Source organism: Gaetbulibacter sp. M235 (assembly GCF_043876835.1).
GTDB lineage: Bacteria > Bacteroidota > Bacteroidia > Flavobacteriales > Flavobacteriaceae > Yeosuana.
Map to the genome: position 1 here is coordinate 52,998 of NZ_JBAWJZ010000010.1, position 22,364 is coordinate 75,361.

Genomic DNA, 22,364 nt, shown 5'->3' on the forward strand with positions numbered 1-22,364 from the left:
TATTAAAATTGTAAATTAACACCTAACATAAAGGTTTGTGCCTGAGGATAATATCCTCTATCTATACCCATTGTACTTCCTCCAATTTCTGGATCATATCCTGAATATTTTGTAAAGGTTATCAAATTTTCTCCCTGCACATAAATTCTCACTTTACTGGCTCCTATAGTACTAATAGCTTTAGTTGGTAAAGAATAGCCTAGAGTAAGTAATTTAAATCTTAAATAATCTCCTTTTTCAAGATAAAAATCGGATACCCTAGAAAAATTCAAGTTGGTATCATTGGTAGTAAGACGAGGATACGTATTTGAAGTTCCTTCACCTGCCCAACGACCTAATGCAGCCGTTTGAAAATTAGCTCCAGTTCCAATATCGATTCTTCTTAGACCTTGGAAAATTTTATTGCCAGCAGCTCCTTGCATGAAGATTCCCAAATCAAATCCTTTATAATCGATATTGAAATTAAACCCAAAAGTGTATTTTGGAAGCGTAAGCCCTAAATATTGTTTATCAGCATCAGTTATTGTTCCATCACCATTTGTATCAACCCAACGAAAATCACCAGGTTTGGCAAGTGGTTGAATTAATCCTCCCGTATCATTTGTATAAGCATTTATTTCTGCTTGATTTTGAAAAATACCTGCTGTTTTAAAACCATAAAATGAGTTTCTGGATTGTCCTACTTCTGATCTGGTTAAAGCTCCAATAGTTTGAAAACCTGGTCCCGAATTAATAAAAGTTTTACCATCACCTAAATAAGTAACCTCATTTTCTATATAAGAACCGTTAGCACTAATTTTAAAATTAAGCTCTCCAAATTTTTTGTTATAACCTAATTCAAGTTCAATTCCACGGTTTTCCATATCGGCAACATTTCCTACCGGTCTTGCTGAAGCTCCAATAAAAGTAGGAATATCCACTTCTTGTAAAATGCCAGTAGTTTTTTTCTTATAAACATCCACGGTCAAATTTACTGTATTGTTAATCAATCGTGCATCAATCCCGATGTCGGTTTGTATGGTTTCTTCCCATTTTAAGTCTGGATTAGATGGAGCTGCTGGACTGTTCCCAACCAGAATGTTGCCATCTGGCCCAAAAGGATAGTTTCTGCCATCGTCAATAAGTGCCTTGTAACCATCATCTCTTATATTATCATTACCAGTCACACCATAACCTGTTCTAATTTTCAATGAGTTCAATACATCGTTTTCTTTCCAAAAACCCTCTTTTGTAACTACCCATCCTAACGAAATAGAAGGGAAAACGCCATATTTGTTATTTGGTCCAAATTTTGAAGAGCCATCACGACGAACAACACCAGTTAATAAATATTTCTCTTTATAATCATAATTTAATCTTGCAAATAAAGAAGTAAGATGGTGAGGTTTATTAGAATATGCTGATGCCGTTTTATTTTCTTCAAGAATATCAAAATTAACTGATGCCTCTCTATAATCCGATGTAGGTAAACCTGAATAAGTAACACTTGTACCTGTAATCTGATTATCAACATAAGTACCTTGCCCCAATAACACGGTAAAATTATGATTCTCAATTTCTCTAGTATAAGAAATTATATTTTCATTATTCCAACCAAAATTCCTATTGGTACTTATATTTAGGCTGTTTGCAGTAGAAATGGTATTGGAATTAAGGTAGAATTTTGGTGTAAAATTTTCAGAACCCCAATACGCTAATTTAGCTCCAAAAGTGGATCTTATTTTTAATCCTTCTATAGGAGCAATTTCTAAGTACATATTCCCAACAAAGTCATCAGACCAATTGTAGTTTCCTAGCCTTGTTTTAACATAAGCCAATGGGTTGGTCATGTTATTTTGTACTAAACTGGAAAGGCCATAGGGATTCCCATTTTCATCTCTTATAAGATCAGTCCTCCCAACATAAGGGACATTATTTAATTTATCAGGATCTGTTTCTACTAATGGCGTAGTGGGATCTAAATGAATAGCAGAACTTAAAGGTCCTCCTTGCTCCGCATTCGTGTTTCCAATTCCTTGTGTTTTTTGATGAGAGTATCCTATAGTTTCTCCAAGAGTAAAGTATTTGGAAATTTTGTGGGTAGAGTTAAGACGAATATTCTTTTTATTAAAATTTGAAATTTCAGGAGTTACAATACCTTGTTGGTCTTGAACACCAAATGACATATAAAATGATGAAACATCGTTGCCACCACTAAAATTTATTTCGTGTGAATACCGCCTAGCATTATTGCTGAAAATAGCTTTCTGCCAATCGGTGCCTTTACCCAATTCGGTTAGATTAGGATAGAGAATATCTCCTCCACCATTAACAGATTGTTCATTCTGTAATGAACCGTATTGTGTTGCATTTAACAATTCTAATGTTTTTTCTGGGCCGGACACTCCCGTAAATCCAGTATAATTAACACTTATTTTCCCAGATTTCCCTTTTTTAGTAGTTACCAAGATAACTCCTCCAGCAGATCTAGAACCATAAATTGCCAATGAAGCTGCATCTTTAAGCACTTCAATAGACTCTATATCTGATTGGTTCAGATATCCAATTCCGCCGTTGTCAACTACAACGCCATCAACAACCCAAAGCGGATCGTTTCCTCCTTCAGAAAAAGTAGTTATACCTCTAATTCTTATTGTAGAGGACGAACCTGGTTGTCCTGCATTTGCTGCAATAGTTAAACCGGAAACCCTTCCTTGCAAAGCTTGTTCGATACGTCCATTTGGAACATTTTCGAGGTCTTTTGTTTTTATGCTGGAAATAGCACCGGTAACTACACTTTTCTTTTGAGAGCCATACCCTACAACCACAACTTCATCCAAACTTTGAAGTTCAGGGCGTAGTTTAATGTCAATTCTAGTTCTTCCGTTAATAGGTTCTTCAATAGTTGCATAGCCAATATAGCTAAATATTAATGTGCCTTTTGATGAAGCGACAATTTGATAGTTTCCATCAAAATCTGTAGTAGTACCACTAGAAGTTCCTTTAACCAAAATAGTCACACCAGGAATTGGTATACCGTCTTCACCTAAAACCTCTCCAGTTATGTTTGCATCTTGTGCGAATCCATGAACTGAAAAGAGTGAAGACAAAAAACAAAAAATAAGCAATTTTGTAAATTTCATTTTTTAATTTTTTTATTAATTTATTTGTAATATAATTTGGAGTAGTTTTTTATTGTTTACGAGAATGTATTGTTTAAACACCTCGCGTAGCATTTTATAAGCGAATAAAAATGTTAATACACTTATTTTTAATGTTTTACAAAATATTTAGCCCTATACATTAAGGAGAATGCAACAATTTTATTTACTGTTTTTTATCAAAAAACAATAATTTAACATATCTTACAGTTTAAAGAATAAATCCCCATCTGAAAATTAGCAGATGGGGATTTGTTTTAAGCTATTATTAGTTTTTAAGAAGCTTAAAAGTTTGAACTGAATCACCAGAAGATACTTTTGCAAAATACATTCCTTTTGATAAAGAAGAAGCGTTAACTGAAACCTCTTTAGATGAAGCTTTTATGCTCATTACCGTTTTACCTAAAATATCTATAATACTTAAAGAAGATATTTTATCATTGTTTTTTGAAACAAATTTCCAAGTATCATGGGTTGGGTTTGGATAAACAGAGAACTTACTTACTTCAAATTTATTTACTGCTAAAGTAGCATCAGAGATTGTATATGCAAATGTAACTCTGTTAAAAGTAAAGTTGTATGTTCCAGGCTCTAACCACATATCTTGAGTAGCTGTATTTGTTAAAGTTCCTGACAAAGGACTTGTACCAGGATCTGGGATAGAGGTATCATGTCCAAATTGAACACTCCAACTGTGGTTATCTCTAATTTTAAAATTACGACGACCAGCTTTATCAAAAACAACACCGTCTAAAGTGTAATTAACTCCATCAACAGAAGTGAAGTCAATGTCTGTACCCCAGTTACTTGCTGAAAAATCTCCAATTAAACCAACTACAGTTGGAGTAAAACTATTAACTCCTGTAGAGATATCTACTGCTACATTCCAAAAACCTGAAGCAGGTGATGTAACAGCAGGCCAAGTGAAAAAGGTAGGCCCTGGGTTTAGAATGCTTGCTACTTCGTTAAAATCGCCACTACCAGCACCTGCAAAAGATAGTTCTTGTCCTGTATAATTTGTTCCATCGGTAGTGCCTAATGATATTGTAGCTGGTGTAGAAGTAGTTCCTACATATTCAACATTGGCATTTAGGCTCTCAAAGCTATATTCTAATGTAATTCTATTAAAAGTAATGTTGTAAGTACCCGCAGTAAAATGAATATTGCTAAGTTCGCAACAATCAGGTGCGGCTGTTCCTGTAGGAAAATCATTAACTGAAGATGCTCCAAAATTATTACTCCAACTATGATTATCTCTAAATTTTAAATCACTAGCAGCAGCAAATGTATAACCAGAAAGTGTATAAATAATATTATCGGTTGTTTCCATGTCTATATCAGTAGCCCAATTACTTTGAGCAAAACCTCCAATTATACTTACTGTAGTACCAACAAAATCATAAGCACCAGAATTGGCATCGAAAAATATAAAATAGTTTCCTGGGGCAACCGGAATGAGTGTGCCGTCTTGAGTGCCTACACCAGATGGAAAATCAACACTTGACCAATTAGCTGTTGGTGTAGGATTAATAGGGCTTGCAACTTCTACAAACGCTCCATTTCCTCCTGTTGCAAATGATACACTTTCTACTGAGTAATCTTGATTATTTGTGGTATTTAAATTGACATCACCAGGCAATCCTGCTCCCGAAAAAACAATACTTCTATTAGGATCTACACCTGCAACAAATGTATATTCTTTGGTCGTGCTATTATAAGTTACATCCCAAAAACCTGGCTCCGCTGGAATATCAGTACCTCCACCGAGGATTACAGTTCCATTGGGCCATCCAACAGATATATTTGGATCATAACCACCTGTTGTGCCCCAAGAACCATCTTCTGAAAATTTTATTGCAGAACTATCTCCTCCAGTACCTAATATTTTTACTCCAGCTTTAGAGTATAGGCCACCGCCTAAATCGTCTAGAACTACATTGCCTGGCTGAACCCAGCCACCAGTTCCATTTCCTGTAATAGTTACTACCTGTGCATTCATACTATATCCAAATAATATAGCAATTAGTAATAAGTGTAATTTTGTTTTCATAAAAATTTAATTTAGTTTTTTGTTAAAAAAGAATAGGCTAAATTTATAATATAATAATTTTAGCTCATATTTATTGCATACACTTTAATTACATCGTGTGAGTTAAGTATATTACGTCAATTATACTTTTTTAATTCTTATTTACTTAATAAATAGTGCTTTATGATTAAAAAAAATCATTATCTTTAGGTATTGTTTTATATATTAAAATTTCATCCTTTGGCTTTTAGATGGTATTATATTGTTTTGCTCTTTATGTATTCTTATATGCAAGGACAAATAGACTCTTCTTTGTTAGATAAGATAAAATCTTCGGTTACTGAGACTATAAACTATGATAAAAATGATTTTAAATCTGATTCTCAGTTTTGGACGATGTGTGAAGATGAAGATGGGCTTTTGATTTTTGGAAATAACGAAGGAATTATTGTTTTTGATGGAGAATATTGGAAAAAAATCTTGCTTCCCAATAATTCATCTGTAAGAAGTTTAATGGTAGATGATAATGGGACTGTTTGGGTTGGGGGATATAATGAGCTGGGTGTATTGAAAAAGGATTTTCATGGAGATTATAATTATGTCTCTCTTGTAAATGAACTTCATTTAGAAGGTACTAATCTCGAGAATAATTGGCAAATACATTCTTTTAATGGTAAAGTAGTATATAGGTCGTTTAGAGAATTGTTGGTAATAGTTGGGAAATCCGTTACCCATTTTAAAGCAAATCAAGCATTTCTTTATTCGAAAGAAATCGGCGACAATTTGATCGTTCAAGATGCTAACACTGGAGTTTACTTGTTGAATAAAGAAGCAAACAGAATAACATTGGTTTTTGCACCTGATAGTTATGAAAATGAAGTTATTTCGGCAGTTTTTAAAGTAAATGACCAAGAAGTGTTTTTGGTGACCAAAGAAGGAAACATATTTTTAGCAAATTTAATAACAAAAAAAATTATTAAGAAAATTGAGCTTTTTGAAAAAGGCCACATAGATCCAATAAATTGTGGAATTCAAAAAAATGACTCTACATTTCTTTTAGGAACCTTAAGTTCCAAAATTATTGAGTTAAGGAAAGATGGTAGTACACAGAGAAGTAATATTTCATTTTCAAACATCAAGAACACAGCAATTCATAATTTTTATAAATTAAAATCGAATAACATTTGGGTTTTGCACAACAATGGTGTTTCATGTTTAAATTTTAATTCACAATATTCCAATCTTTTTGATAATGCCTCGGTTTATGATATATTGATTGAAAACAAAACTATCTATCTGGCAACCAATGAAGGCGTATATTACTTAAATGGGTTTGATACTTCTGTTTTTAAAATTAACTTGATTGAAGACTTGCCTGGTCAGGCCTGGTCCTTGAATAAGGTAGATGATGATATTATAGTAGGCCATAATGATGGATTGTTTGTTTTGGGCAATAATAAATTGAAACCTGTTTATGACAATAGAACAGGTTTTTGGAAAATCACCCCAATAAAAAGCAAACGGAATTTATTCTTGGCTTCAAGCTATAATGGCTTGTTTTTACTGGCAAAAGAGCAGTCTAATTGGGTGTTAAAACATAAAATTGATGGATTTGATGAATCAACCCGCGATATTATTGAAGCTGAGGACCCTAATACATATTGGATTTGTCATGGTTATAAAGGAGTTTATAAGGTTCTTATTAATTCTGACTTTACACGTGTTGAATCTGTTGAGCATTTTACAACAAATAATGGTTTTAAGTCGCCTTTTAATATCAATGTTGTGAATTATAATGGACGTATTGTTTTTACAACTAACAATGGCATTTATATTTTTGACAAAGATTCAAAAACATTTATTCCGGATGATATTTTAAATAAGATTTTAGATCCTACAAAAAACACCAGAAAATTATTATATACTAAAGAAAAAACATGGTTTGTTCAAGACGACGAAGCAGGCTATTTTTTAAATGATGATGAGAACAAGCAATTTGTAACCCTTCCATTTTTAAATCTTAAAGGAAGTTTTAATAAAGGAATGGAATGTGTTTTACCTTATAGGAATTATGTCTTTTTTGGCTCAAGTAAAGGCATGTTTTTATACGATATTAATAATAACAATAATCAAAAAGCTTATACGGTTTTTAATAATATAAGTTATATAAAAGATCAGATTAAAAATTTTGCCCCAATTAACTCTGATGGGAATATTGAATTCCCAAATGACTCAGATATTTTAAGATTTGAATTTAGTGCTCCAAAAATATCTCCATATAATGATGTTCAGTATAGTTATTTTCTAGATGGTTTAGATTATGGCTGGTCAGAATGGGTCTCTCTTCCTTTTAAGGAATACACAAAATTGAGACATGGAAAATATGTATTCAAAGTAAAAAGCAAAAGCAATACGGGTATTGATGGAGAAGAAATTACATATGCTTTTACTATTCTTCCTACATGGTATCAAACAAATTTTGCATTTTTTATATACATTATAAGTTTTTTTGTTCTGACGTATTTTGTTTATAGGCTTATTTTAAAAAAAATAGAAGGAGAGAAAAGAAAAACAAAACTAGAAACTTTAAAAGATCAAAAATTAGTTAAACTAGAATTAGAGCAACTTAAATTGTCTATAGAACAACAAAAAATTAAAGAAGATAAAGACCATTTAGAAATGGACTTAATTGATAAAAGCAAAGAGCTGGCCAATTATACCCTTTTGTTAAGCAAAAGAAAGGAGGCCTTTTTAGAATTGAGCAACGATTTAAAACAACTCAAAGAGCTTGTTAAGAGCAGCGAGTCTAAAAATAAAATCATTCAAATCTTCAAAAAGCTGAATCAAAATAAAATTGGAGATAAATATTTAGAAATTTTTGATGTGAATTTTGAAAGAGTCCACACCAATTTTTTTATGGATTTAAAACAAATTGATGCCTCTTTTTCACAACGGGAATTGAGATTGTGTGCGCTGATTAAAATGAACCTTACAAACAAAGAAATTTCACATATACTTAATATTTCTACACGAGGAGTAGAAACGGCCAGATATAGAATCCGTAAAAAACTTAATTTGCCTGCTTCAGAAAGTCTTACCTTGTTTTTAGAAAATTTAAGTTTGCAAGATTTAAAATAAAAAAGCGGTTTACTAAATGCCAAACCGCTTTTTTAAGTGCTTTTCTAAGATTAAAACTTAGTCTTTAACCTTAAATACTTTCTCCAAAATAGTGTCCATTAAACACCATTTCGTTAAGGAGGATTGCAATAAATTAGCGCCTACAAAGGCTGTAAACCATAACCAGTTTTGGTTTACATAAATAGCAAGTAATAAACTTATAAGTATAAAGCTTCCTGCAATTCCTCTTACAATTCTATTTTTCATTTTATTTTATTTTTAGTTCGATTTTTCAATGTTCAAAACAGCTACGTGAATTTTTGACACTGTTTTTTGATTATCGTTAAAGTTATTTATCAAGTTGAAGAGCATATCAACATTCTCTTTTTTCACAAAGGCATAAAACACAATAGATTCAGTTTGGTTCATTTCACTAGAAAACCAATTAGATTCTATGGCATCTTCTGTACTATCTCGAAAACCTATAACTTCTCCGTATGAAAAGTTTGTAACTTCAGCTTTTTTTAGTTGGAGTTTAATGTCTTTTTCAAACTCTTTAATTGCGGTAATTATAACTAGTTTCATAGTATCAAGTATTTAATTCTTCTTTTTTTTCTTCAATAACATCTTCTTTCTCCCATTTTTTTCGTTCAGTGATATAATAAATTAATGGAACCACAATAAGAGTAAGAAGTGTAGAAACAATAGCACCAGCTACCAATGAAATTGCTAAACCTTGAAAAATCGGGTCGAATAAAATAATGGATGCACCAATTACAACTGCTCCAGTTGTTAATAAAATAGGAGTAGTTCTTACGGCACCGGCATCAATAATTGCTTGTTTTAAAGGAATGCCATCGTTTAATCGTATTTCGATAAAATCAATTAATAATACCGAATTTCTTACCATAACACCCGCTAAGGCAATCATACCAATAAAAGATGTTGCAGTGAAAAATGCTCCTAAAAGCCAGTGACCTAATACAATACCAACCAATGAAAGAGGTATGGCAACCATCATAACCAAAGGCGTTTTAAAGTTTTGAAACCAACCAACAATCAGCATGTAGATAATAACAATAACAATTAAAAAGGCTGCTCCTAAATCACGGAATACTTCCAAGGTTATTTGCCATTCACCATCCCATTTTACAGTAAAATCTGTTTCTTCGGTAGGAGACTCCATATATAACTCATTGATTTTATAACCCTTTGGAAGCTCAATTTTTTGCAATTTTTCATTCATTCCTAAAATGGCATAAACAGGACTTTCTAATGCTCCAGCCATATCGGCAAGTACGTAAACCACACGTTTTTGATCTTTTCTGTAAATGGTTTTTTCTAAGGTTTCTTTTTTAACTGAAACCAAATCGCTCACAGGAATCACGTTTCCACGATTTCCTTTAATTTTTAGATTTTGAATATCCTGAAGCGATGTTTTGTCTTTGTCATCCAATGAAAGCACAATGCTTACATTATCGTTTGATGTTTCATCATATAAATTTGCAATAGGATATTCTTGAAGTAAATAGGTTAAATTTCCAACTACTTGTTGTGGAGCAATGCCATTAAGCATGGCTTTTTCCTTGTCTATTTCTAAACGATATTCAACTTGATTTGCTTCAACCATCCAGTCTGTATCTACAACGTCAACCGTATTTTCTAAAATACTTTTAACTTGTTGGGCAACTTTTACTTGTTCATCATAATTTGGTCCATAAACCTCTGCAACCAATGTAGATAGTACTGGAGGTCCTGGCGGAACTTCAACTATTTTTACATTAGCATTATATTTTTTAGCAATTTTTTGAATGGTAGGACGTACAATTTTTGCGATATCATGGCTTTGTAACTTTCTGTCTTCCTTATGCAGAAGATTTACCTGTATGTCTGCCATATTGCTACCTCCACGTAAATCGTAATGGCGCACCAAACCATTAAATGTAATAGGGGCAGAGGCTCCAACATAGTTTTGGTAATCTATAACTTCTGGAATTGTTTTTAAATATTGGGTAATTTCTTGAGTAACTACCGCAGTTCTTTCTAAAGTAGTGCCTTCAGGCATATCAATCACTACCTGAAATTCATTTTTATTATCAAAAGGAAGCATTTTTACAGCAACCGATTTGGTGAAAAACATAAGAACTGAACCTAAAAGCAATAAAGCTGTTATGGCAAACATAACATTACGTTTTTTAGAACTGTTTAAAAATGGCTGTTCAGTTTTTTTGTAGATTTTATAGATCCAGCTTGTCTCTAAACCGTCATCTTCTTTATGGGTTTGTTCATCTTTTTCTTGTAACAAATGATATCCTAAATAAGGTGTCACAGTTAATGCTACGAATAATGATAATATCATGGCAATAGAAGCTCCAATAGGCATTGGACTCATATAAGGTCCCATCATACCCGATACAAACGCCATTGGTAAAATTGCAGCGATTACCGTAAAAGTGGCCAAAATGGTAGGGTTTCCAACTTCGTTTATGGCATAAATAGCAGCTTGTTTAAAAGGCAGGCGCTTCATTTTAAAATGCCTGTGCATATTTTCGGCAATAATTATACTGTCGTCAACAACAATACCTACAACAAACACTAAGGCGAATAAAGTGATTCTGTTCAATGTATAACCAAGCATATAGTAGGCAAACAAGGTTAAAGCAAAGGTTAATGGCACTGAAAAGAATACTACCAAACCACCACGCCAACCCATGGCCAGCATTACTAAAATGGTTACTGCTAAAATGGCAACACCTAAATGCAATAATAATTCTCCAACTTTATCAGATGCTGTTTCACCATAATTACGTGTCACGTCAATATGAACATCATTCGGAATTAAAGTTGATTTTAATCTATCAATATGTGTCAATATCTTTTCAGATATTTTCATGGCATCAGCACCTTTAACCTTGGAAATTGAAATGGTAACTGCTGGATATTCTGATTTGAAATTTTTAAAACCATCGTTAGCTTGACCAAAACCGAAAGACACATAACTTTCTGGTGATGATGGTCCATCTTGAATTGTTGCTACTTGTTTTAAGTAAACAGGCATGTTTTGGTTCACACCAATCACTAAATTTTCAACATCTTCTTTAGTTTCTAAAAAACGACCAGTTGTAATTAAATATTCAGTATCATTATTAACAAAACTACCAGATTGCGAACTGCTGTTGTTGGCCTTTATCATTTGCATAATTCCCAAAGCATCCACACCGTTACCAGACATTTTATCTTTATCCAGAATTACTTTCAATTCTCGGTTTCTTCCGCCAATAACTTTTGTGATAGAAACATCTTTAACTTTTTCAATTTCCGAAGTCAATTCTTCTCCAATTTGTCGTAATTGAAAATCATCGTAGTTTTCGCTCCATAGTGTTAAACCAAGCATAGGTACATCGTCGATAGATCGTGTTTTAACAATAGGTTTGTAAACACCCTCAGGAAACATGTTTTCATGTTTCATCAACTCATCATAGAGTTTTACATAAGAGCGTTCGGTATCTTCACCAACATAAAACTGAACAACCATAACGGCTTGTCCGTTCATGGCCATACTATGAATGTGTTCAACACCTTTAATGTTAGAAATAATCTTTTCCAAAGGTTTAATAACCCTACTTTCAACTTCTCCCGGATTTGCTCCTGGGTAGCCAACCATCACGTCGGCCATAGGCACATTTATTTGAGGCTCTTCTTCTCTTGGAATAAGAAACGAACTGTAAACACCAATAACCATCAAACCAATCATCAATAGGATGGTAAGTTTTGAATTGATGAAAAAATGTGCAATTTTACCTGAAATTCCTTCTTGCATTATTATATCTTTTTAGGCGTTTTAACAGGCTTTCACCAGTCGCTTTTTTTGTGCAATCACAAAAAAGAGCTCCAACAATGGCTCAATCCTTAACGCATTTATTTTATTGAATACTAACTTTAGCACCATTAAACAATTTACCATCAGCCGAAATAATATAACTTTCGTTTGATGACAAACCAGATAACACTTCTACTTGATTTCCAAAGGTTCTGCCAATGCGCAACCATCGCAACAAAGCAGTATTACTTTCGCTAACGGTATAAACTCCATAAAGCTGACCTTTTGTTACAATAGCTTCTTTAGGAATTAAAACCATTTCAGATTTTTCCTGAGCCTTCATTGGAAATTGAACAGTAACAAACATGCCCGACAAAATAGAAGTATCTGTTTCATCTAATGCTACTTTTACTAAGTATTGTCCACCAGTATTTTTTGCAGAACTGCTCAATTCTGTAACTTTTCCTGTTATTGTTTTGTTTATAGATTTTACTTGAACATTAACAGAAGTTCCTTTTGAAATTTTTGAAATTTCACTTTCTGGAACACTTGCCATTACTTCAAATTTTCCGGGAGCTTCCATAGCTATCAATGGCATTCCTGGGTTTGCCATATCGCCATTTTTGATATACTTTCCGGTTACAACGCCATCAAAAGGAGCACGAATATTGGCATATGCAAATTGAGCATCTACTTCGTTTTTCATTTGTTTTGCACCTTCCAACCTGGCTTTGGCCATATTGTAATTTGCAGTTATGTCGTCAAATTCTTTTTGAGATGCACTGTTTTCTGAAAACAAATTTTTATATCTGTTATAATCCTTTTCAGCATTGGTAAAAGCTGCGGTAGCTTCGGCAATACCGGCATTAACTTGTGAAAGTTTTGCTTGTAAATCTGAATTATTTATTGATACGAGCAATTGCCCTTTTTTTACTTTGTCGCCAACATTTACGGGCATATTGGTTACAAATCCCATCAGGCGGGTACTTAAATTGGCGCTGTTTACAGCTTGAATGGTTCCACTGGCAGTTAAAAATGGATTATTATCATTTTCACTTATTGAACTTACTTTTACAGTAATAGGAGAATCATCTGCTATTAATTTTTTCTCATCACTTCCACAGCTAAATGCTAAAAGGGTAAGAGCTAAAAAAGTAATTGTATATTTATTTTTCATGGTTTTTATTTGTCTTTAGTTAAAAATTGTAGGTATGCTTGCGCATAATTATATTCAAAAATAGTTTGGTAATACTCTAATTGTTTTTGAGCAAATTGGGTTTCAGCTATTAATAAGTCTGATGTTCTTTCTAAACCTTCTTTAAAGCGGTTTGTTCTAATTCTCAACGATTCGTGAGACTGTTCCATAGCAAGTTTTGAAAGTTTCAATTTATTTTCAGCATCAATAAACATGCGTTTTGCTTTATTCAATTCTAACTGACTTTGAGAGACATATTGTTCGTATTGAAGTTTGGACTTTTCAAATTCAGCTTTACTTTTTTGGGATTTTCCAAAACGTTTAGTTCCATCTAAAATGGTCCAGTTTAATTGGGCTCCAACTAAATAACCGTTAGCATCACCTTGAAACACTTTGTCATCATACAATTCATAACTTCCAAAAGCATTTAAAGTGGGTAGAAACGTCATTTTATCTGCCTTGTGCATGGTTTCGTAAGCATTTGAAGCTAATTGCATGGCTTTAATGTCTGAGCGTTCTGGAGAAACTTGAGACGCAACCGCTAAATCAAAATTGTTAACGGTTAAACTATCTGAAGGTTTTAGTATGGCATTACTCGTATCGTTCATAAGGAATGATATGTAATTTGAAGCATTTTCAACATTACTCTTGGCCATTTGTAACTGATTCTTAACTTCGGTAACTCTTACTTCTACTGCAAGTACATCGGCTTTTTGTAAGTAGCCTTGTTTAAAACTATTATCGGCCAATGCTTTGTTTGATTCTGCAGCTTTAAGGGCTTTTTCAATAACATCGAGAGCTTTGTAAGCTAACTGAAGTTGCATGTAAGCTTTGTCTACTTCAAAAACCAGATAATCATTGGTTCTTTCGGTTTGTAAAGTCATGGCTTCCATTTTGTTTTTTGCCGCTTTACGTTGGTAAAAACCATCCATGTTAATTAACGGTTGTTTTACTTCAATTTTAGTAGCAAAGTTTTGTGTTTGATCTGGATTATTTAATAATGCCGGATTAAAATCGTTAGCAGTTAATATTTCCTGGTTTAATTTTGAACCAAATGCCATTAAAGGATTGGTTGTAGAAATACCTGTATGGGAAACTGCAATGTTTGGTAAAAAAATGGCATTGGTTTGTCTGTAATCAGCTCTGGCTTGATTAAAGTCTTCTTTTGAGATTTTTAAGGTTTGATTGTCTTTTGAAACTCTGTCTAAAACATCGGCTTTAGAAATTTGAATAATTTCTTGGGCATTAAGAATTGAAACAAAACTTAAAAAACAAAAAGTTAATATATTTAAGTTATTTTTCATTTGTTGATTTATTTAACGTGGCAAAAGTAGAAGTGTTTTTAAAGTTTTTCGGTAACCTATGTTACTTAGTAAAGCAGAATGATTTTTTTAAGTGATAACTATTCAAGTTAAGCATTGATAATGAAAAAAAACATGACTTTTATCACAGGATTGAAAAATGTTAATAGAAATATTTTTGAAAAAAAAGCAATCTTTAAATCCAAAAGATTGCTTTTTTAAAAACCAAACAACAAAAAATTAACCAATCACAGAGGCTAATTTACTTTTCTCGTGCCGCCATGTCCACCGGCAACAATAACCATGACTTTTATACTTAATATAAAAAATTTAAAAAGTTGTATTATGGGATTCATCATTTTGAATCGTTGTATAGGTGAAATTCTTCTCATAATTTTTGTTTTTTATTCGGGAATTAACCACCAAAGAGGTTTCATTTTTGCTTTATAAATAAAGGCATAATGCAATGCTAGTTTTAACCAATGACCTGCTAACCCAATAGAGCCAAAGGTTTTTCCAAGATGTCTTCCTTGTGTTTTTGAATATTTTATATAATCAGGTATAATAGGAAAGGTAGTGATGCTGATGCCACTTCCGTCTAACAAACCGTAACCTGCTGAAGCAATACAGGCTGCTCCCATATTTCCCATAGAACCTTTGTGTTTTAAAGATTCTTTTCCACTTTTAATTGAATCAATAATGTTATCTGCTACTAATTTTGCAGTAATACCCGAAGGCATTCCTGTTCTAGGTGGTGAAGGAAATATTTCTGTTCCGTTTTTACTTTTTCTTGGTTTAGAAATAGTATGTGGCGGTGCAAATGCTATACCTGGAGCAAAAATATTTGGATAGCTAGGGTTTTGATAAGTCTCTGGCCAGTCTTGAACAGTCCATTCTTCATATGGTTTTGGAGTATAGTCAGCATCAACAATCATAAATCCTTTAAATAATTTATCAGTTATATCTTGATTGTTTTTATCGAAAGCTTTAAATCCATGCCCTGAAAATGATGGGATTAACATGGCAAAATCATATGCTTTTGTTTTTGTTTCTCCGTCTAAATTTTCATATTGAGCTAGACCGTTTTCAATTTTGTTTACGCCTGCTCCAAGAATCCATTTAATATCTCTGTCTTCAAAAATCATTTCTACCATTTCACTTGATTTCATAGTAATAGAGCCATAACTCATCAGCATACCGTCCATCCCAAAATCTCCTAATTTAAACTCGTTAGATATCCAAGTGATTTCTGCCATGTCACGTATTTTATGGCGACGTAATTCTTGTTCAACATTCAAAATATATTCAAAGGCAGCACCTTGACAGGTTGCTTTGGCATGACCAGTACCAATTAGGATTTTAGCTTTTTTGCCTTGCTTCATTTCTTGAATAACTTTATTCAAGCCATCCCAAGCATGTTCTGCATGTGTATAGGTGCAAACAGAGTAGGTTTTATTTTTACCAGGGATTAAACCATTGGTCGCTTCAAAATTTAATTTAGGCCCTGTTGCATTTATTAAATAATCGTAAGTAATTTTTTCTTGATTTCCTTGTTTCTCTCCAGTAACATATTCAGCTACAACATATGGTTTGCTCTCTTTTTCATCTCCTTCTGGATGAAAACTTATGGCTTTGGCTTGTTTAAAGTCTATGCCTTTCTTTTTGTATAAAGGGGCTAATGGGAAGAGTATTTTTTTAGATGACATTCTACCAATTCCAACCCATATATTTGAAGGTATCCATTGATAATTACTGTTGGGAGAAACCACAATTACCTCATGCTCTTTTGATAACTTTCTTCTTAAATGAGAAGCAGCCACATGACCAGAGATACCGGCTCCTAGAACAACTATTTTAGACATATTTAATGGTTTAGTTTCTCAAATGTACTTTGATAAAATAAGTTTTCCTGTTACAAATGTTACATATAAAAGAAAATAATTGATTGCTGATTTTTGTTTCTAAAAAATTTATTTTTTAATGGTCTCCATATCCAACATCATCCATTTTTCCTTTGAAAACTTTGTATTGAATAGTGAAATAAACCACAACTAGAAGTAATGCGATAAAGAACCAATTTAAGCCTACTGATAAACCATATTCATGCGCAGCAACATTGTAAATAGTTAATGCAGGATTAACATCATTGGTTGATGGTAATACTTTTGGGAAAATTGATGCTGCTGTAGCTGCAAATCCACCAAATAAAAATAAAGACGAAAAGACAAATCCAGATCCATCCTTTTTGAAAGATCTAATTTTAAATAACCCAAAAAGTCCTGTAAAGGTTATAATTGGAAAAATAAAAAGCCAAGGCATTTGAATGAAATTATGAAAAGGCTTAGGCTCTATAATATGCCAAATCGATAATGATATAATTACTAAAAGAAGCAGCACAAAATTTAATTTAAAAACAACATCTTTCAATTTGTTATTCAAACTTGAATTGGTTTTAAAAATAATCCAGTTGGCACCGTGAATAGTTATAGCAACAACGGCAACTACGCCTAATAAAATGGTGAACCAATCAATAATTCCTAAATGTTCTGGATGTGGGCTAAAAGTAGAATTCCATAAAGGTAAAAAGAAATAATGTGCTTCTTGTGTTGAAATGCCATTTGTTACGTTTCCCAGATTGACTCCTCTTACAATGTTTCCTAAGGCAATTCCAAAAAATAATGCTAAAAGTAAACTAGCAATTCCAAAGGATTTATCCCAAACACTTTCCCACATGGAGTTTTTTACTTGTCCTCTTAACTCTAAACCAATGGCTCTAAAAATCAACAACCATAAAATCATAATCAGAGGTAAGTAAAAACCACTAAAAGAAGAAGCATATAAAGTTGGAAATGCAAAAAATAAAACACCACCAGCTGCAATAAGCCAAACTTCATTCGCATCCCAAAAAGGACCAATGGCACTTGTTATTGCTTTTTTATCTTTTTCGGTTTTAGCAAAAAATAAATGGATAATTCCAGCCCCAAAATCATAACCGTCCAGTATTAAATACACAGCTAACATTAGCATTAAAACGAGATACCAAAATAATTCCATAATTAGTGTTTTATAATTTCAGGTCCTTTATTAATAATTTTTCCAGCTAACATAACAAAAAGTAAACCAAGCAATATGTATAACCCTATAAAACCCAATAGAGTAAATAGCGTATTGCCCGATGAAACTGTTGGAGAAGCTCCATTAACGGTTCTTAATAAGTTATAAACCAACCAAGGTTGTCTGCCCAATTCTGCAGTGTACCAACCAGTTGTATTTGCTATATAAGGAAAAGGTATCATAAACATAATTGTCCATAAAATCCATTTGGTTTTATATAATTTTTTTCTGAATAATTGAACCGTGGCAAGTAACATTAACCCTATAAAAATGGTTCCTAATCCAACCATGATATGATAGCTATAATATAAACCGGGAATGTTTGTAGGATAATCTTTTTTATCAAATTCATTCAATCCTTTTATTTCTGCATCCCATTTTTGATAGGTTAAAAAACTTAAAATATTGGGTACGGCAATTTTGTTGTCCAATTTTTTTTCCAACATATTAGGCTGTCCAATTAAAACAATTTCAGAACCACCTTTTTCAGTTTCAAAAATGCCTTCCATAGCTGCAAAAGTTACCGGCTGATGTTTTACTACGTTTTTTGCAGCTAAATCACCCGTTGGAAATGCAACTAATAATGAAGAAATTAAACCGAACACAACACCGGTTTTTACAAACAATTTACCAAACTCACTATGCTTATTATTTAAAATGTAAAAAGCTCCAATAGATGCTACAACAAAAGACGATGTGACAAGTGAAGCCGCCTGATTATGAAAATATGAAGGCCATAACCAAGGATTACTAAACAAAGCCCCAAAATTATTGAGAACAAATTTTCCGTTTTCTAAAACTTCATAACCAACAGGATATTGCATCCATGAATGTGTGGCAATAATTAAAAAGCCACTAGCCCAAGATCCTAAAAACACTAAAAATCCAGTAATAAAATGAAGTTTGTGTCCTAATAATTTTTCGCCAAAAAGGAATAAACCTAAAAAAGATGATTCCAAAAAGAAAGAGAACATCCCTTCCATAGCTAAAGTTTGACCAATTATACCTCCGGTGAGTTCAGAAAATTTGGCCCAATTGGTTCCAAATTGAAATTCCATTGGAATGCCAGTTACAACACCCATGGCAAAATTCAAGGCAAAGATTTTCATCCAGAATTTGGCTGCATCGTTGTATTTGTCAATTTTGGTTTTTAAGAATTTCCATTTAAAATACACAATTATTAAGGATAATCCCATAGTTAATTGTGGAAATAAGTAATGAAAGGTGATAGTGAACGCAAATTGCATTCTGTCATAAAAGAGCATGTCTTCCATTGTAATATTTTATTTTTTCAAAAATACAACACAGCTAATTAAATAGCTGTATTTATAAATTAATTTGATTAATGGACAGTGTTAAATTTTAAAATCTTGATAAGTTTCTGTTAAAAGCACGCAAATGGTTATTTGAAGCAAATAATAACCTTGAATACACAGTATTTATATCTGAATTTGAAGTGTTCTTTACAGCATTTTCTAAGTCTGCTATGTCTGTAACTTCAATGGTTTTACCAACTTCTAAAGCATCATATTTTGATTTTGAACCTTTTTCAATTAAATCATTGTACATTTTTTGTAAATGTTCATTATAGAATACACCGCATTTATCACTTAGCTTATATGATATTTTATTGATATTTAATAAATATTCCATCATATCCATATGTTGTTGTTCACTTTGCTTGATATTATTAAAAACCATTAAATTCCATTTGGTATCTAAAAATTCATAAACATCGCGAGCTACTTTTTCTTCTTCCAGCATATATTTCATATCGTTAATTTCTTGGTTTGAAATACTTGATACTTGACTAAAAACATTTATCCATCCTATTGAAATAATGAGAATTGAAAGTTTAAAAATTACATGTTTCATGGCTCTTTAATTTTGATTTTTTTCGAAGTGAATTGAATGAAAAAGTAAATGTTGTATAAAAGTACTTTAGTTTTTTTAAGTGTTTAGTAACCTGAGTTACGCAATCTTTTCAATATTGACCTCATATTTGAAAAAACTTAGAATAGAAATGATATAATGTACCCTAATTTTGACTTTAATATTATAATTTTGCATAATTGAAAATAGCTACAACCATATTATCATTTGTGCTCACTTCAACTATTTTATTTAATAGTTTAAGTGTGTCTTTTACTTATGGGTATTATTATTTAGACACCTCTGATTTTATTGAAAGGCTTTGTGAAAATAAGGACAAACCAGAAATGCAGTGTAATGGTAAATGTCATTTAAAAAAGGTTGTAGAAAATAATACTAACGATGACAAACTGCCTTTTAAGTATGTTAATTTTAAAGAAATTTTATTATATGTAGTTGAACCAACAAAGTATGAATTTGTAAATAGTTCATCAATAAAAGTTCAAAAAATTAATTATAATAATTTATATGCTTATTCGCTAGCGAAGGCTTTTGATCATCCACCTCAAGTTTAGTTCTCACATTTTTAAATTATAATTCAAAAGATGTTGAATCCTCTTTTGATAATCTATTTATTTCAATTTTTAAACAATAAAAAATGAGAACATTTTATAGTGTGCTATTTTGCATGCTTATTTATGCTATGTCTTTTTCACAAGATAAAGCCAAAGATACCATTGCACAAAAAGTAGTGCAGCTTGATGAGATTTTAGTAACAGGAAATTCAATTACAGATCCAGTGCTTACTCAAGTGTCTAACGACTATCAAAAAAATATTGTTCAACCTAAAAATGTAGCCGATTTATTTAATAATATCAATGGTTTTTCGGTTATAAAGCGAGGAAATTATGCTACTGATCCATCATTCAGGGCATCACAATATGAACAATTAAATATTCAATATGATGGAGGAACAAAAGCCATGAACGCTTGCCCAAATAGAATGGATCCTATTACAACACACATAATTCCAGAAGAAGTTTCAAAAATTGAAATTATTAAAGGGCCATATACTGTACGTTACGGAGCAACTTTTGGAGGTGTTATAAACATTGTAACCGGCAAACCAAATTTAGAAGAAGTAGGTTTTCATGGGAAAGTCTCAGGCGGTTATGAGTCTAATGGAAATTCATATGTAACCATGCTGCAGTTACAGCAAATTGCAGATTCTTATGATATCGTTGGGAATGTTGGTTACAGGGATTTTGGAAATTATGAAGACGGAAGTCAAACCGAAATTCCTTCGTCATTTAGAAGTACAGATTATGGTTTAAAATTAGGGTATAATTTTACTGATAGCCAACGTTTACAAGCCCATTGGAGACAATCTTTTGGTAGAGATGTGTTGCATGCAGGTTTGCCAATGGATACTGATTATGATAACAGCAGTATTTTGTCATTAGATTATAAATGGTCAAATATTGGAGATGTTTTAAAGTCTATTACGGCTAAAACATATTATAGTTATGTAGATCATTTAATGTCAAATAATATGAGACCATCTTTTATGATGACTGGAGCGTCATCTGCCGTTGAAGCAACAACTATTGGTGGAAAAGTTGAGTTAAACTGGAAACCAGCAAGTAAGCTAAATGTTTTTTCAGGAATAGATTTTATGCATATAGCAAGAGATGGAGGTAGAGATAGAGAAGTAAAAATAATGAATGGCATGGTGTTGCCAACACCTAAATTGTTTCATGATAAAGTATGGCAAGATTCTTATATAGATGACATAGGCTTGTTTACCGAAGCTAAATGGTCTGTTAATAGTTCTACTATTTTAACAGCTGGATTACGCATGGATATTGTAACTTCTGATATTAAAGATCCAGAAGCAGATTTTGATGCTATGTATATGTTAAGAAAGAGAACCGAAGAAAACATAAGCACTACTGTCTCAATAAAAAAAATAGTATCTGAAAACTTTACAATTGAAGCAGCTTTTGGAAGAGGAGTGCGATCAGCAAATATGATTGAGCGTTTTATTAATCATTTTACAGTAGGGCAAGATGCTTATGAATATATAGGAAATCCTAATTTAAAGGCTGAAGTAAACAATCAATTTGAATTAGGTTTTAAAGGGTATGAAAATTTAAGCAATGGGTTCAATAAATTTAGTTATGAAACCTCTTTTTACTATTCGTTTTTTGATAATTACATAGTCGCCCTGGAAGACGCTAGTTTAACAAGAAAATATATGCCAACATTACAGCCAGTTCATCCTAAAGTTTTTCAAAATTTAGACAAAGCTTATAAAACAGGTTTTGAAGTCATGGGGAAATTAGATTTTTTAAACGATTATTATTTTAAAGCTGAGGCAGCTTATGTATATGCTAAAAACAAAGATTTAAATGAATCTTTGCCACTTATTCCTCCATTTAACATGATGCTTACAGCAGGTTTTGAAAAAGATAAGGTTTGGGCTAATGCACAATATAATATCAATAGTAAACAGTATAATATTGCTAAAAGTTTTGGTGAAATTGAAACAGCGGGTTATGAAACTTTAAATCTTCGTTTTGGAGTAAAACCTTTCAAAAATGTGTCTTTAGGAGTAGCTGTTTTAAATGTATTTGATCAAACGTATCATGATCATTTAAACTTTTCATTTAATAACCAAGCAGATTTTGGAACGGTTCCAATTACAGAACCAGGGAGAAATATAACGGTGTTTATCCAAAAGAAATTCTAACTTAAAAGAGCCTTATTTTAGAGG

The 22,364-nt window shown here is 32.3% G+C and carries 15 protein-coding genes; 3 read left to right on the forward strand and 12 right to left on the reverse strand.

The features are described from left to right. Positions 1 to 2 precede the first annotated feature (2 nt). Together V8G69_RS14540 and V8G69_RS14545 are read right to left on the reverse strand one after the other, a co-directional pair. Complete coding sequence (locus tag V8G69_RS14540) at positions 3 to 3,122, reverse strand: SusC/RagA family TonB-linked outer membrane protein (protein ID WP_394882808.1); 3,120 nt, start codon at positions 3,120 to 3,122, stop codon at positions 3 to 5. Between the two features lie 286 nt (positions 3,123 to 3,408). Beyond that, positions 3,409 to 5,190 (reverse strand): T9SS type A sorting domain-containing protein, encoded by a 1,782-nt coding sequence (locus tag V8G69_RS14545; RefSeq protein WP_394882809.1) that lies wholly within the window; start codon positions 5,188 to 5,190, stop codon positions 3,409 to 3,411. 267 nt (positions 5,191 to 5,457) lie between these two features. Between V8G69_RS14545 and V8G69_RS14550 the strand changes: the two genes are divergently transcribed. Continuing rightward, positions 5,458 to 8,307, forward strand: a complete 2,850-nt coding sequence (locus tag V8G69_RS14550) for a two-component regulator propeller domain-containing protein (protein WP_394882810.1) — start codon at positions 5,458 to 5,460, stop codon at positions 8,305 to 8,307. Between the two features lie 57 nt (positions 8,308 to 8,364). On the opposite strand, the gene V8G69_RS14555 is transcribed toward V8G69_RS14550, so the two are convergent. From V8G69_RS14555 to V8G69_RS14600, 10 genes are all read right to left on the reverse strand, one after another. After that, positions 8,365 to 8,553: a DUF2892 domain-containing protein gene (locus V8G69_RS14555; RefSeq protein WP_394882811.1), complete on the reverse strand. Its 189-nt coding sequence runs from the start codon at positions 8,551 to 8,553 to the stop codon at positions 8,365 to 8,367. A gap of 12 nt (positions 8,554 to 8,565) precedes the next feature. Then, positions 8,566 to 8,871 (reverse strand): hypothetical protein, encoded by a 306-nt coding sequence (locus V8G69_RS14560; protein WP_394882812.1) that lies wholly within the window; start codon positions 8,869 to 8,871, stop codon positions 8,566 to 8,568. A 4-nt stretch (positions 8,872 to 8,875) separates the two neighbouring features. Next, complete coding sequence (locus V8G69_RS14565) at positions 8,876 to 12,106, reverse strand: efflux RND transporter permease subunit (RefSeq protein ID WP_394882813.1); 3,231 nt, start codon at positions 12,104 to 12,106, stop codon at positions 8,876 to 8,878. A 103-nt stretch (positions 12,107 to 12,209) separates the two neighbouring features. Continuing rightward, positions 12,210 to 13,283, reverse strand: a complete 1,074-nt coding sequence (locus V8G69_RS14570; RefSeq protein WP_394882815.1) for an efflux RND transporter periplasmic adaptor subunit — start codon at positions 13,281 to 13,283, stop codon at positions 12,210 to 12,212. Between the two features lie 5 nt (positions 13,284 to 13,288). Next, the gene (locus V8G69_RS14575; protein WP_394882816.1) at positions 13,289 to 14,605 is read right to left on the reverse strand and encodes a TolC family protein; all 1,317 of its coding nucleotides are present in this window, start codon (positions 14,603 to 14,605) and stop codon (positions 13,289 to 13,291) included. A gap of 254 nt (positions 14,606 to 14,859) precedes the next feature. After that, the gene (locus tag V8G69_RS14580; protein WP_262886928.1) at positions 14,860 to 14,994 is read right to left on the reverse strand and encodes a hypothetical protein; all 135 of its coding nucleotides are present in this window, start codon (positions 14,992 to 14,994) and stop codon (positions 14,860 to 14,862) included. A 12-nt stretch (positions 14,995 to 15,006) separates the two neighbouring features. Further along, positions 15,007 to 16,464 (reverse strand): NAD(P)/FAD-dependent oxidoreductase, encoded by a 1,458-nt coding sequence (locus tag V8G69_RS14585; RefSeq protein WP_394882817.1) that lies wholly within the window; start codon positions 16,462 to 16,464, stop codon positions 15,007 to 15,009. A gap of 115 nt (positions 16,465 to 16,579) precedes the next feature. After that, positions 16,580 to 17,656, reverse strand: a complete 1,077-nt coding sequence (cydB, locus tag V8G69_RS14590) for a cytochrome d ubiquinol oxidase subunit II (protein ID WP_394882818.1) — start codon at positions 17,654 to 17,656, stop codon at positions 16,580 to 16,582. A gap of 2 nt (positions 17,657 to 17,658) precedes the next feature. After that, positions 17,659 to 18,990 (reverse strand): cytochrome ubiquinol oxidase subunit I, encoded by a 1,332-nt coding sequence (locus V8G69_RS14595; protein ID WP_394882819.1) that lies wholly within the window; start codon positions 18,988 to 18,990, stop codon positions 17,659 to 17,661. A gap of 88 nt (positions 18,991 to 19,078) precedes the next feature. Beyond that, the gene (locus V8G69_RS14600) at positions 19,079 to 19,591 is read right to left on the reverse strand and encodes a DUF2202 domain-containing protein (RefSeq protein ID WP_394882821.1); all 513 of its coding nucleotides are present in this window, start codon (positions 19,589 to 19,591) and stop codon (positions 19,079 to 19,081) included. Between the two features lie 197 nt (positions 19,592 to 19,788). On the opposite strand from V8G69_RS14600, the gene V8G69_RS14605 reads away from it, so the two are divergent. Both V8G69_RS14605 and V8G69_RS14610 read left to right on the forward strand, forming a co-directional pair. Further along, the gene (locus V8G69_RS14605) at positions 19,789 to 20,163 is read left to right on the forward strand and encodes a hypothetical protein (protein ID WP_394882822.1); all 375 of its coding nucleotides are present in this window, start codon (positions 19,789 to 19,791) and stop codon (positions 20,161 to 20,163) included. 83 nt (positions 20,164 to 20,246) lie between these two features. Beyond that, positions 20,247 to 22,340, forward strand: a complete 2,094-nt coding sequence (locus V8G69_RS14610; RefSeq protein WP_394882823.1) for a TonB-dependent receptor — start codon at positions 20,247 to 20,249, stop codon at positions 22,338 to 22,340. Positions 22,341 to 22,364: the final 24 nt, after the last annotated feature.